This is a genomic window from Cohnella sp. LGH, from assembly GCF_017671885.1.
Taxonomy (GTDB): domain Bacteria; phylum Bacillota; class Bacilli; order Paenibacillales; family Paenibacillaceae; genus Cohnella; species Cohnella phaseoli.
In genome coordinates, this window is the sequence record NZ_CP072117.1 from 2160621 (window position 1) to 2175116 (window position 14496).

General features: G+C 59.8%; 8 protein-coding genes. All 8 read right to left on the minus strand.

Annotated features, from left to right (window positions below):
- Positions 1-44 precede the first annotated feature (44 nt).
- Positions 45-1397: an ABC transporter substrate-binding protein gene (locus tag J4772_RS08695; protein ID WP_209074916.1), complete on the minus strand. Its 1353-nt coding sequence runs from the start codon at positions 1395-1397 to the stop codon at positions 45-47.
- A 107-nt stretch (positions 1398-1504) separates the two neighbouring features.
- Positions 1505-3328, minus strand: a complete 1824-nt coding sequence (locus J4772_RS08700) for a cache domain-containing sensor histidine kinase (protein ID WP_209074917.1) — start codon at positions 3326-3328, stop codon at positions 1505-1507.
- A 77-nt stretch (positions 3329-3405) separates the two neighbouring features.
- Positions 3406-6615 carry a glycoside hydrolase family 2 TIM barrel-domain containing protein gene (locus J4772_RS08705; protein ID WP_209074918.1) on the minus strand — a complete coding sequence of 1070 codons (3210 nt, stop codon included), beginning with the start codon at positions 6613-6615 and terminating at the stop codon, positions 3406-3408.
- 19 nt (positions 6616-6634) lie between these two features.
- A complete protein-coding gene (locus J4772_RS08710) occupies positions 6635-8032 on the minus strand; it encodes a four-carbon acid sugar kinase family protein (protein WP_209074919.1) in 1398 nt (465 codons plus the stop codon).
- Between the two features lie 5 nt (positions 8033-8037).
- Entirely contained in the window at positions 8038-9297 is a 1260-nt protein-coding gene (locus tag J4772_RS08715) for a ribulose-bisphosphate carboxylase large subunit family protein (RefSeq protein WP_209074920.1), read from the minus strand.
- A 46-nt stretch (positions 9298-9343) separates the two neighbouring features.
- A complete protein-coding gene (locus J4772_RS08720; protein WP_209074921.1) occupies positions 9344-10060 on the minus strand; it encodes an aspartate/glutamate racemase family protein in 717 nt (238 codons plus the stop codon).
- A gap of 21 nt (positions 10061-10081) precedes the next feature.
- The gene (locus J4772_RS08725; protein WP_116061731.1) at positions 10082-11806 is read right to left on the minus strand and encodes a glycoside hydrolase family protein; all 1725 of its coding nucleotides are present in this window, start codon (positions 11804-11806) and stop codon (positions 10082-10084) included.
- A 31-nt stretch (positions 11807-11837) separates the two neighbouring features.
- Positions 11838-14489 (minus strand): alpha-L-rhamnosidase, encoded by a 2652-nt coding sequence (locus J4772_RS08730; RefSeq protein ID WP_209074922.1) that lies wholly within the window; start codon positions 14487-14489, stop codon positions 11838-11840.
- Positions 14490-14496: the final 7 nt, after the last annotated feature.

Consider the following 14496-nt stretch of genomic DNA (forward strand, 5'->3'; position numbering starts at 1 on the left):
CATCGTGCGGAGGCGGCCCCGTCGTTTATCTCTGGTTGATCGAATTAGAAGCCTTCCAGCAGCTTGGCTTTGCCATCCTTCTGATAGTTGGCGCTGAATTCTCCGATCGCTTCGTCGATATCGCCTTTGAGGAAGAAGTTTTGCAGCGTCTTCGAGAAGTCCACGAACGACGCGGTCAAACGGTTTTGAATGTTGACGCGGGACTTGCCGGCGTCGATGTATGCTTTAACGTCCTGCTGCACCGGGTAGAGCTCGCTGGTTGCGCCCTCGAAAATCGGAATACCCGGCTTGTTCGCATAAAACAGGTTGACGTTGTCCGGCTGAAGCATGAACTTCACGAGCTCGATCGCCGCGTCTCTGTTCTTGGCTTTCTCCGGCACCATCAGCTGGTTCGGAGGCGTGATCATCGCCGTTCCTTGATCCGCAGCGGACGGGAACGGGAAGAAGCCGAGATTGTTGTTCACCCAATCCTTGCCGAATTTCTGTTCCAGCTGCGAGACGATGCCGTCCAGCATGAACGCCATGGCTACTTTGCCGTCGCCCATCTCGTTTTGCATTTCGTCGTAGGTGCCGGCCATGACGTTTTTCTGGTACAGGTCCAGCTCCTTCAATTCCTTCTGCTTCGCGAACAGGTCTTTCAGCTCCGGAATGTCGGCGAACTTCAGCTCGTTGCGGTTCAGCTTGGCGACGCCTTCGTCGCCGATCGCCGGATCGACCTGAGTCACCCAGCCCGTGTAGTAGAACACTTGCGGCGGCCAAGCGTCTTTGACGCCTTCATAGAACGGAGTGAAGCCTGCAGCCTTGATTTTCTTGGCGATCTCGATCAGGTCGGCGTAATTTTTCGGTACGTCCACGCCCGCCTGCTTAAACACTTCCTTGTTGTAGAACACGCCCATCATTCCGGTGGAGCCGTACGGAACGCCGAAAATTTTATCGTTTTCCACCTGCGCCTGCTTGATCGAATCGAATACGTTGTCCCAAATGCCGGATTCTCCGGACCATTCGTGAAGCGTTTCGGCCGCTCTTAGCTTGACGTACTGCTTCGTGCCCGGCTGCATCAGGAACAGGTCGGGAAAATCTCCGGTGGAGAAACGCGTTTTGATCAGATTGTCGTAATCGCCGCCTGGCAGCGCCTGAAGCTCGACCTTATTGCCCGACTGCTTCTCGTAGGCTTCGAACACTTTCGTGAATGCCGTCGTATCCTCGGTGTTGGAGATGACGAACGTCAGAGTGACCGGGTTGCTGTTCTTGGCGCTTTCCGACGCTCCGGCCGATGCCGACGGGGAGGCGCTGCTTCCGCTGCCGTTGCTTCCGTTGTTGCTGCTTCCGCAGGCTGCGAGCGATGCGCTCAACAGGCCGACGGCAACCGCTGTCGATACCGCTTTCATATGTTTCATTGTGTGTGACCTCCCAAATGATAATGATAAACTGATGACGTTTTCATTATACGGGAAGCGCTTTCTCTCACCCCATTCATAGATTCGACTCGTTTTGTTGAATAATCTTACTTTTCGAAGTCGTCAAGCGGCAGCGTAAGCTTGATTTGCGTTCCGGCTCCCTTCCGGCTGTCGATATCGAAGCTCTGCCGCTCCCCGAAATGAATGGCGTAACGGGAGTAGACGTTGCGGACGCCAATGCCTCCATCGGCGACCGACACCGTCTCCTCGCTGTGCAGAGACTGCTTCAGCTTCGTCCGCAGGTCCCCGAGATGCTGCTCGGACATGCCGACGCCGTCGTCGGATACGGTCAGAACGAAATGTCCCTCCTCCTTCCACGCGGCAATGCGGATCGTTCCCTTGCCCCGCTTGCGCTCCAGCCCGTGAAAAACGGCGTTTTCGACTAGCGGCTGCAGCGTCATTTTCAACACCGGGTAATTGTACAGACTCTCGTCCACGTCTACATCGTAGGCGATTTTGTCGTCGAATCGGATGCTCTGGATTTTCATGTACGCCTCGATCTGATCCAGCTCCTCCTGCAGCGTGACGATCTCGTCGCGGTTGCGCGTATTGTAGCGGAACATATCCGCCAGCGCATGGGCGATCTCCCCGATTTCCGGCGCGCGGTGATAGTCCGCCATTGCCCGGATGATGTCGAGCGTATTGTACAGAAAATGCGGATTGATCTGCGAATACAGCATCGCCAGCTCCACTTCCCGCAGCTTGATCCGGTTGACGTACGTGTTCTCGATCAGGTGGCGCAGTTCATCTTGCATCGCGTTGATATTGGAGGCGATCAGCCCGATCTCATCGCCCCGCTTCAGCTCGACCCGCTCGGAGAAATCCCCACGCTTGATCCGATTGACATGCTTGTACAGCGTCAGGATCGGCTGCGTCATCCACCGCCCGAACAGGACGGACAGAATAAACGTCAGCGCAAAGGCGCCGAGAGCCGTCGCAATGACGATCGTCTTGATCTTGTCGATGGGACCCAGAATGTCCTGGCGCGGGGTCGAAATGACCACTTTCCAGCCGGTCGATTCGGAAGAGATATACGATACGAATTGCTCGTCGTCCTCTCCGTCCGTCCAGAATTTCCCTTCGGCTCCGATCAGGCGGTTCAGCAACTGTGTCTCCGGTTTCTTGTCGACCGCTCCCGCCGAATCGTAGACAGGCACATTCTGCCCGTCCAGGATCAGAATCCGGCTGGCGGCGGACAAGTCGTCATTGCGGCCGATCGCTCGAAACAGATGATCGCCATATTCGACGCGTACAACGATAAAACGCTCCGGGCTGGAAAAATCGCGAATGAGAATAGACGAGGAGTACGCCGTCTCGTCGGTGTCGGTCGTGCCGTCGCCCGAGCTTGGACCGTTGAAGAACACTTCCCCGTCCTTGGCCACCGTGCGCAGGAACCACTCGGAGTTGCGCACTTGAACGGGAGTCCAAGGCTTATAATCGCCTGAAGCGGCCAGCAGCTCCCCGGTGCGATAATAAATCTGAAACCGGATAAAACCGCGAATCGGCGTAGCGTTAAAGCTCTTCAGATACAGGTTCTCCAGCTTCTGCCGGAACAAAAACTGGTTCTGCTCGCTCATCTCCGGGTAGGCGTTGATGCCGTCGATATATTCCTGATCGTAGTAAGGGGCGAGCAGCAAATTGCGTTTACTGCGAAAATCGTTGTCCATGTTGTTGGCGATTTGCCGCACGAGCTGCACGTTGGCCGACTCGACCCTTCCTTTGATGGTGGAGGAGGAAATGTAAAAGGAGATCGTTCCGACGATAAGAATGGATAGCAGAATGAGAACAAAATAGCTGAACAACAAAACCGTGCGGATTCGGGAAAAGAAGTCGCGAATTTTGCCGACAACCGACTTTCCGCCTGCTTTCATCTTCCTTTCCCTCCCCGTCGCATTTCTATAGTCTGCGTGTGCTTACAAATTATAATCCGATCCGGGCCGGAACGCCATTAACGCTTCGGACTCCCGCACGGACGAATGTCCAGCGCGAAGGAGAGCGGCCGATCGGGGCGCAGCAAGTAGGACTCAAGCGTTGGCGCATAGCCGCAGCTGTGGTTGCCGATGCCGCTTTGGGCCGCGTCCAGCTTCACGACCGTCTCGCTTAACCCAGTCAGCCGATGAACATGACTCGTCCGGGTCAAATCCTCGGTCGTGTAATGATGCGCGCTGGCATTAAAATGATGATTGCCGACGGCCTCAAAGCGGAGACCGAGACCCGAGGCGTTCGTCAACGAGGCCCAGCGGACGTCGGCTTTGTTGCCGTTCTCCTGCGGCTTGATGTAGGGCACGAACTGCTCCTGCACCGTACCGCCGTAGATGCCGAGCTTTCCGCTTTCCTTGCGGTCGGCGTAGCACTCATGCGGCCCCCTGCCGAACCAGTCCATCCTCTCGAAGCCGGCCGGCATCGTCAGCTCGAAGCCAAAACGCGGCAGCGGAGGGAGCGGCAGCAGCCTCTCTCTCGGCACGATGCATGCTTCCAGCCGAAGCCCGCCGTCGGCGCTAACCGACGCTGTCGTTCGCGCCTCGAATGCGATGCTTTCGCCTTTTGCGCCGATGATCGAGTTAACCGTAACGGAAAGCCGGGATTCGTCTGAGCGGTCGAACGCTACGTCGCGAACATGGGCCGCAAGTCGGTGATACCCGGCCTTGGTCCATTCCTGCGCCATACGGACGTCATTGTCGAGCGGAGCGCGCCAGAAATTCAGCTTCGGTCCCGAGCTCAGCAGCGGAACGCCTTCGACCAGCCATTCCTCAAGCTGCCCCGTCCGCTCGCACAATGCCAAAACAAAGCCGTCTCCTTGAACGCGGACCTGCCCGTCGATCTCCTCGACCCGCAGCTTTCTTTCAGCGGCAGGTTTCGCAATTGCAGCCACGGTCGCAGCCCCCCGCTCCGTCTGAGCTTTCGGCACGACAAGCAGAGGCAGGTCCGCCCAGGCCGTCTCAAAGCCCTGTTCCGCCCAAGGCGTACTCTCACTTAGCACGAACCGGGCATGCACCCAATATTCTCCGGCTTCGAGCACACGCTCTCCCAATTCGCTCTTACGCTCGACGGCGAACGCAGACAGCCAATCTTCCGGAAGCGGGATCTGCGCCGTCTCCGTCTCTCCCGGTCCGGCGGACAGCGCGGGCAGCTCGCCGCTTGCTATCGTTGCGCCGTCCCGCTTCAGCGCCCACTCTCCTCGCAGATAGGCAAGAGACAAGAAATCGTAGCGATTGCGGACCGTCCATTCGGAGGTGGACGCGTTCCAAAGTTCCGTTTTGACCGGTTCGAGCACCTTCTTGTACTCCAGCAACGAGGCTTTGGGTGTTCCGTCCGGGAACAGCAGACCGTCGAGACAGAAGTTGCCGCTGTGCGGCTCATCCCCGAAATCGCCGCCGTACAAATAATAAGGCTCTCCGTCCTCGGTCCGCTGCCCGATCGCCAGATCGGCCCATTCCCAGATCAGACCGCCGAGCAGACGCGGATACCGGTAGACCGCATCCCAATATTCCTGCAAATTGCCGACGGAATTCCCCATCGCATGGCCGTATTCGACCATCAGATAGGGGCGATCATCCGGCTTGTTCGCTTCGGCGATCAGCATATCTACGGACGGATACATCGTACTGACGATATCGACGACCGGCGCGTCATACGCCCGCTCGTAATGAACCGGACGAGTCGGATCGGCTTCACGAATCCAGGCGGCCATCGCATCGTGATTCGCGCCGTAGCCCGATTCGTTGCCAAGCGACCAGACGATAATCGACGGGAAATTGCGATCCCGCTCCACCATCCGTCTCGCCCGGTCGATATACGCCTCCGTCCAGTCGGGATGCTTGGACAGATAGCTTTCCGCCGCCCCTTTGGCAAAGCCCGGCGTCTCCTGATTGACGCGTTCGCCGGTAAAAGCGAAGCCGTGCGTCTCCAAATCCGCCTCGTCGATCACATACAGCCCGTAGCTGTCGCACAGCTCCAAAAATCTCGGATCGTTCGGATAATGGGACAGCCGAACCGTATTGATATTGTGCCGCTTCATCAGCTCGACGTCCCGCTTCATCGCTTCGTAGGTCACGGAGAAGCCGCGCCAAGGATCGAACTCGTTGCGGTTGACGCCCTTGACGATGATCGGTCGCCCGTTAACCAATAGCTTGCCGTCCGCAATCCGAACCTGACGGAAGCCTACGGCGATCCGCATGACCTCCGCCGCTCGTCCGTCCGGATTCGTCACCGTAAACAGCAGCGTGTACAAATGAGGCGTTTCCGCCGTCCACAGCTTCGGACGTTCCAGCTCCTCGTTCAGCGTCACCTCAAGCTCCTCTCCCGGAAGCGGAGCCACCGTCTCGCAGCGATCCAGCACCGTTCGCCCCTCTGCATCCAGCAGCTCGATTCGCAGCTCGCACGCCGACTGCCTCAAGCGCGTTGCGTTCGCGACGGCCAGCGTCAAACGCAAATTAGCGTCGCCGCCGCTCTCGTCCACCTCGGTGACAACCTTTGCGTCCCGAAGCGTAATCGGAGCAGATGCCAGCAAATACACATCCCGGAAAATCCCGCTGAGCCGCCACTTGTCCTGACTTTCGAGATAGCTCCCGTCCGACCACTGATACACCTTGACCGCCAGCACATTTTCGCCTGAAACGAGCCGATCCGTGATGTCGAACTCAGAAGCCATATGGCTTCCCTGGCTATATCCGACCAGATCGCCGTTAACCCAGACATGGAACGCAGAGTCGACCCCTTCGAAAACAAGGCGGACGCTGCGGCCGTCCCATGCCTCGTCCACGCGGAAAACGGTCCGATAGCACCCGGTCGGGTTGTCAAACGGCACATTAGGCGGATCGACCGGAAACGGATACGGACAGCTGCTGTAGTGCGGCCGCCCATATCCGTGCAGCTGCCAATTGCCTGGCACGGGAAGTTCGTCCCAGTCCCTGTCGGCATAAGCCGGCTCCTCGAACTTTAAGGGAGCCTGATCCGGAGATTCGCTGTAACGAAACTTCCAAATTCCGTTCAACAAATGAAAAAAAGGGGACGCTTCGCGCGCCTCCTTCATAGCCGACTCGCGGCTCTCATAAGGGATCAGATAAGCATGGGGAGGCTCGGTATTCCTCCCCAGCACGTCGAGATTCATCCAATCCGGCGCAGCTTCCCGTTCCTGCTCAAGTCGCAATTCCTGCATCTCTGTTTCCTCCGTCTTTTTATTGCCCCTGAAGCACTCTTTCGAAAAACCGCTCTCCTCCAACCTGGCCGCCCTTAAGCACAAGCTCCAGCCCGTCGAGCGTCGTGTCGCTCGAGAACGCCCGGCAGAGCGGCGCTCCCGGAGCGAGCGCGGACACGCATTCGAGCGCATAGATGCCCAGCTGACGCGAGACATAGCCAGACGTATCTCCGCCGGCGATCAGCACACGGGACAGTCCCGTCTGCGCGACAATCGTCCGTGTTAGAGCGCCAAGCTCGCTTCCGAGCACCCGGCTGCTGTCTTCCGCTCGCAACCCTTGGGCCTCAAGCGCCCGACGCAGCTCCGCGATGCTCGGATCGGAAGGACCGGAGGCCGAATACAGCACGACGCTCCGCCCGGACCGCAGCTGCTCCTCCGCTTCCGCAAGCAGCCGTCTCCTCGCCTCATCGGCCAGCTCGGGGCGAATCAATTCGTGCACAGGCACGCGTATTCCGGCAAATCCGGCCTCGAGCGCCTCCGCGATCTGCCGTTCCGTCACCGGCGAACAGCTCCCGGAGACAACCAGCAGCCGGTCAACCGGGCTAACGACCGTCTCCGCCGAAGCGTCGGCAGCCGAGCCGGTCTCCTTCAGGCATGCGCCGAGCGCATACTCGACGCCGGACGAGCCGACGACGAACAGCGGCCCCGCACGCTCCGCTTCCTCAAGCATCAGTCTTCCCGCCGTCTGCAGCCGCTGCTCGTCGAAGGCGTCGAACAGAACGATATCCGGCGTTTCTGCATGCAGCAACGCTTCCATCCGCGAACGAACGGCCTCAATTGCGCCGTCCAGCGCCGTTATATCCATCAAAGATGTGCGAAGTGTCGTTTGCTTGGACAGATGAAGAAGCAAATCCGCTTCGTCCATCGGCGTCACCGGATGGCGCGACATCGTCGGATGGCGATCGAGCCGGAATACGTTTTCTCCCGCCGCGGCGAAGTGATGGCCGAACAGCGTGTAGCGACCCAAGTAAGGCACGCCGACCAGCAGCGGAATATAGCGGCCGCCGAACACCTCGCGGCCGATTTCCGCCGCTTTGCCGATGCTGCCCGTATTCGGGGACGAGTCGAACGTCGAGCAAATTTTATAATGCACGATTGCGGCGCCGGCGCCCTTCAGCGTCTCGAAGATCGGCCGCAATTCGCGCTCCATCTCGTCCGGCGTCATCGAGCGGCCTACGCCCGCCACGCCGAAAGCGTCCGCTTGGGCAAAGCGTCCCTCCAGCTGTTCCCCGGTCGGCGGCTCCAGAAACAGCACCGGCTTCATGCCGGAGCGGAACAACGCCTCCAGCACGTCCGTCGATCCGGTAAAGTCGTCGCCGTAGTAGCAGATCGGCCGTCTGCTTGCCGCAGACGAGCGAGCCGTTTCGTTCGCGTTCATCCGCGTCAGCCCTTTCCGTATTTGTCGATGGCGCGCTGCAAAATCGGATGACTAAGCGCGTATTCGCTCAGCGGAATGCCCTGAACCGCCGCTTCCCAGCCCAGCTTCATGCTCTCGAAGCCTGCGGCCGGGCCGTCCGGGTGCGCGAGCATGCCGCCGCCCGCCAGATGCATGACGTCGACGCTGCCCGTTGCCTCGTAGGTTGCCGGAGCCGTTCCCGCCCATTGCGCCGACGATACGACCGGCATCGCCTCATAGCCGCCGAGCAGCGGCGTCGTGCACGCTTTAATCGAACGCAGCACCGATTCGTTGCTTTCGTAAAACTTGCTGTTTAGGCCGTTGACGTGCAGCTGATCCGCCCCGGCCAACCGGCACAGCTTCTGGTAAGCGGTAAATTCGAAGCCAAGCAGCGGCGCTCGCGTCAGCATGCCCCATTGGTTGCGATGGCCGTGGATCGGCACCTCGCTAAAGCTGTTCAAATACGCCAGCCCGGCTAGTCCGACGCTCAAAATGCTGACCATGACGCAAGTTCCGCCCGAGCGGACGACCAAGTCGTGATTGGCTTTGAGCTCATCGATATCTCCGGTAATGTTGAACGCGTACATCAGCTTGCGTCCGGTAACGTCCGCCGCCCGCTCCACGGCTTCCATTACCGTCTTCACCTTTAGCTCCAACGGAAAATAGGGCGGATTGGCGTTCAACTCGTCGTCCTTGATAAAATCCATTCCGGCCAAAGCCAGGTCGTACACCAGCTTGCCCAGCTCCTCCGGCGACAGCCCAATGCTCGGCTTCACGATCGTGCCGAGAATCGGACGCCCGTAGACGCCCGCCAGCTTCCTCGTGCCCTCGATGCCGAACTTCGGCCCCGGGTAACGCCGGGCGAACGATGCCGGCAGCTCGAGATCGACGAGCCTTAGGCCGGACAGCTCTTGCAGTTCGTACAAATTGCCAGCTACCGCCGACATCAGGTTCGGGATCGACGGCCCGAAATTGTGCAGCGGAAACGATACCGTGATATAGCCCCGCCGATACTTGCCGTCATGTCCCTGCGGCAGCTTCGAGCCGGGCAAGGAGGGGGCGTCAGCCTCCTCCAGCGCCTCGATCGCTTCCACTCTGGCGGCATGCCGCTCCTTCAGCGCATCCGTCTCGCCGGGAACCGCCGTGAACGTACCCGTCGACTGCTCCCCGGCAATGATCTGCGCTACCCTCTCCAGCGAATAAGGCGTTTCCGCCAAGTAGACCGCCTTCACGCGCTCCTCGCTCATCTTTCGTTCCCCTTTCAAGTTCCGCGTTTCCGGTTTGCCTAACGGCTCAGCCGCAAGCCTGCGTCGCCCCGCCGAAGCTAGGCCGCTCAATCGGTTCGCCCCGGCTCAGCTTCTCCAGCGTCTCCCTTACCTGCTCGACGCCAAGCCGCGGGCTGGATAGCACCGGCTTGCCCGTCTCTTCGGCCAAAGCCTTCTCCATCCTAGCCATCGAGCCCTGCGCCAATACGATCGCATCTGCGTCCTTCGCGACGCGCAGCGCCGTCTCAAGCAGGATGCGATCATGCTCCTCCGGCCTTCCGCCGGTCAGCGCCTCGAACGCGCCCTCCGCCAGGCCGTTAACGAGCTTGACGTCGCGTCCCAGTTCGGCCGCTTTGGCCTCGATCAGACGCATCGTCGGCTGAAGCGTCGACGGCAGCGTAGCCAGCACGGCGACCCGGTCGTAGGCCGCGGCCGCCTTGGCCGCCATCGCGTCGTCGATCTTGACGATCGGAACGCCGATGAGCTTGCGCGCTTCCTCGGCGACCTCGCCGACCGACGAGCACGTATTCAGAATGACGTCCGCGCCCAACTCCTCGCCGTGATGGAAATATTGCACAAGCCGGCGCGCCACGCCCGGCGGAATATGCCCCGCCTGGACGACATCCCCGATCAGGGAGTCGTCAATGATGTTCACCAGCCGCACGTCCGGCAGCACTTCGCGAAATACCGCCTTCAGCGGATCGGCCAGCCCTTGGCCGGTATATACGGCAACGACAGTTTTCATCGTCCTATTCCTCCTTAGGCATTACCATACGATTTCGTTGCTCGGCCGCTGGTATTCGCCTTCGCGCATCGGGGCGGTATCGAACACCTGACGTCCGCTGTAGAACGGATGATAACGTCCTTCCGGGGAAATGCCGACCACGTCGTCGCCGCGCCATTGCGTCAGGAATGTTTGCCCGATCGCCGTCTCGACGGTCGTGCGCGTATCCAGCGGGAACGTCACCGTAATCTTTTCTCCCTCGCAAGCCTCGCCCAGCAGCAGGAAATGCTCCTGTACCCAACTGCTCGGGTCCATGCCGCGGCCTTCCGTAACGTCGTCGCCGCGCTCGCGGACGATTCTCACCTTCGTATAACCGGCCCATTCCGGGATGCGGATGCGCAGCTCCGAAATGTCGCGGCGAACGTGCAGCACCACTTTTCCTTCATGCGGCAAATAGCTGTCCACGTCCAGCCAGACGGAGCCGCGGTTGAGCAGGAAGTTGACGCTTACGCTGCCGTTTTTCTCCGTGATCGTATTGCTCCAGCCCATGTACAGGCCGCGAGTGCCGGAGCCTAGGCAACAAATTTGCAGATCGTTCGTATGGCCGCGCCCATGATTGACGTCGCAGCAGAAATCGTTCGGAGCGGAATAACCGGCGAACGACCCGCGAGTGCGCTTGGCGACGTCCGTATAGCTGATATGGCCCGGAACGTTGCCCGACTTGTCGGCCGTCTCCTTCACCCAATCCAGATCGAGCAGCTGCGATTCCGCCAGATGATTGCGGAGGAAACGTTCGACCGTTCCCCAATATTTCGTGTAGCCGTTTTTCGCCAGTGTAATTCCCGTCGCGATCAGATCGACAAGGGAGCAGGTTTCGTGCTCGTACGCCTGTTCCTTCAGATCTCCCGGAGTCCATCCGAACGCGGTACATTTGGTCAGCGCCCAAGCATAGCTCTTCTCCACCCAGGCGATCAGCTTGGCGTCGCCCGTGAAAGCGCCGAAGCGAGCGATGGCGTCCAGCGTGCCGAGACGCGTATGGAAGTGGCCGCTCCGGTATGCTAAACCGTCGTTAAAGCTGCCGTCCTCGTTAAACACGCCGCTGCGCTCGACGATCAGTGCAGTGAAGAAACGGCACAGCTCGAAGGCATCCTTGTTGCCGGTTACCTCGTAATACTTGAGCAGCGGCATGACGAGCCGTCCGCAGAACGCGGCCGGGTCGGGCGCAAGGCGAAGCAAAGCGGCGTTCTTCGACGGCCATCCGCCCTCCATGTATTCCGACGCCGGGTAGTACCAAACCTCGCGCTCCTTGATCGCGATCCGCTTCAGCGCGGCGACATGACGATCAGCCGCCTCCTTGACCTTCGGATCGCCCGTCGTCATGTACCAGGTCGTCAGCGACAGAATGACGGCCCGCTGATCGATCAGGTTGGCGTTCTGCTCCCAGTCGAAGTTCGGATTGTGCTGCCGGTAGCTAAGTCCGTCTTCCTTGAAGAAGGTCATCAAATTTTCGCGGTATTTGGCCTCGATCTCCTCGCCCAGCGTCTCTCCCGACATAAGGCGAGCCAAAATCATGCCGTCGATCATGCGGCCGTGAGAGGATCCGAAATCCCAGTCTCCGTGCGTCAGGTTGGCCGGCTCGGTCATCAGGTTCGCCGCGAAAAAGGGATAGCCGTGAAAATCGGGATCGGACATGCCTGTCATCGCGTTCAGCGCGTGCCCGCCTCTTTCCTCCAGCATCAGCGTATCGGGAATCAGTCGTTTTGCCATGCTTCATCGCTCCTCTTTTTATCTATTGCCGTTAAACGCCTGTAGAAGAAATATGGCTCTCGAATACGTACTCGCCGGAGCCGATCTCGATTGCGGACGATTCACCGGCGCCCGATACGGGCTGGCCATCCATACGGACGTCCGCTCCGGGTACGAAGACGGCTGCCGTCGCGCCTGCCGGCACGCGGACGTTCAAGCGGAAGCGCCCGTCAGGCGACAGCTTCCAGTCGGTCGACAGAACACCGTACAGCGACTCGTACTCCGCCTTCGCCTCGGTAAGCCGCCCGCCCGGAAGCGGCCGGACAATTGCGCGGCGGAAGCCGGGCTGTGCCGGATCGGCTTCGAGGCCCGCCATGTAGCGGAACATCCACTCGCCGACAGAGCCGAGCGAATAGTGGTTAAACGAGTTCATCGACGGCGTCTGGAAGCCGTTATGCTCGGTCCAGCCGTCCCAACGCTCCCAGATGGTCGTCGCGCCGTGCTTGATCGAATACATCCAGCTCGGGAACGCCTCCTGAGTCAACAGCGTATACGCCACGTCGAGCTGTCCGTTGTCCGTCAGCGAAGGCAGTAGGTAGCCGACGCCGAGGAAGCCGGTTGACAGCCGGTTGCCCCGAGCGCGGATGTTATCGACGAGACGGGCGATCGCCAGCTCGCGAACGCGGCCATCCAGCAGCTCGAATTGCAGCGCGAGCACGTATACGGTCTGCGTCTCGCCGTGGATGCGTCCTTCTTCGTCCACGAAGGCGCGGCGGAAGGCGGCGGCGATATCCCGGAACAGTGCGTCGTAATGCGCTTCGTCTTCCGTTCGGCCCAGCACGCCGGCAATGCGCGACAGCAGCTTGGCGCTGTAAGCGAAATAGGCCGTCGCCAGCACTTCTTTAGGCGTATCCGCGTCGATCGACAGCCAATCGCCGTAGTTGGCGTAGTCCGGGCGCACGAGCTCGTTCGTATTCGCCTTCAAATACTCGACCCAGCGAACCATCGCTTCGTAGTGCGTGTCCAGAATGCGCGTATCCCCGTACATCAGGTACAGAGTCCAAGGAATGACAACGCCCGCGTCGCCCCATCCGGCATTGTCCGGCGCGAACCAGTTCAGGCGAGTACTCCACATTTTGTGACGAATCCAGCCTGCATCCGGAGCAACGTCCGTGAAGGCGCCGGACGGCTGCTGAGCGTCGATCATATCCCACATAAATTTGGTGAAAAAGCGGGAGACGTCCATGTTATAGGAAGCCGTTCTGGCAAAAATCTGCGCGTCTCCTGTCCAGCCGAGCCGCTCGTCGCGCTGCGGGCAGTCTGTCGGTACGGACAGGAAGTTGCCTCGTTGACCCCAGACGATGTTCGAGTAGAGCTTGTTGACCATTTCGTCGTTCGTCTGCAGCCGGCCCGTGCGAGGCGTGTCGGAGTGAATGACCTTGCCGACGATCGTCTCCAGATCCGCTTCGCCCGGATAGCCGATCAGCTCTACATAGCGGAAGCCGTGGAAAGTGAAACGAGGCTCGTAGCTCTCCTCGCCTTCTCCTTTCAGAACGTAATGATCCTGCTGCACGGCGACGCGCAGGTTGTCCAGGTACAGCGAGCCGTCCGGGTTCAGCATCTCCGCATGGCTCAGCGTCACCTTCCGACCGCGTTCCCCGCGAATCTTCACTTCCGTCCAGCCGACCATGTTTTGCCCCATATCGTAAATGTACGAGCCGGATTCCGTGCGACGAACGGAGATCGGCTTTAACGTCTCGGTAATCCGCACCGGCGGCTCGATCGAGGCAGTCAGCAATCCGTTGTAGCCGGGCCGAACGTCCGGCTGCTCCCAGCCCGAATCGTCGAAGCCCGGCCGATCCCAGCCGTCCAGCTCAAGACGGGCGTCGTACGCTTCTCCCTTAATCATATCGGAGTATTGCAGCGGACCGCGGTTCGTCCGCCAGGACGAATCGGTCGCAACGATGCGCTTCGTGCCGTCTGCCAACTCGATGTGGATCTGCAGGAGGAAAAACGGGCGCTCCCCGTACACCTTATCGCCCAGAAACCCGACGGTTCCGCAATACCAGCCGTCGCCCAGCACCGCGCCGACCGCGTTATCCCCTTCCGTCAGAAGACGGGTCACGTCGTAGGTTTGCACCTGCACCCGCTTGTCGTAATCGGTAAAGCCCGGCGCGAACAGATCGCCGACCTTCTCCCCGTTCACGCGCAGCTCGTACAGTCCGAGCGCCGTCGCGTAAGCGGTCGCTCTCTGAATCTTGCCTTCGACGGCAAAAGATTTGCGAACGTACGGTGAAGGCTGCATCTGAACGTTAGCTTCCGTCTTGCGGCCGATCCAGCCGGCTTTCCATTCGCCGCGGTCGAGCAGCCCCATCGTCCAGAATGCCGTTTCGCTCCAGTCGGACGGCAGATCTGCGCCGTCCCATACTTGCACCTTCCAATAATAGCAGCCTTCGGAAACAAGCGGCTTGCCGTCGTATTCGATCTGGATCTGACTTGAGGACGCGACTTTGCCGGAATCCCACTGATCTCCTTCATGGCGATCCAGCGCCTCCCTCGAAGAAGCGACGAGCACACGATAGGCGCTCTGCGCGGCTCCCCGTTCCGTCGAATCCAGACGCCAGAACAGCCTTGGCTTTTTCTCGTCGAGTCCAAGCGGATTTACGACATATTCTGTTTTTAAGTGGACGACGCGCAGTGACATTTGGCGA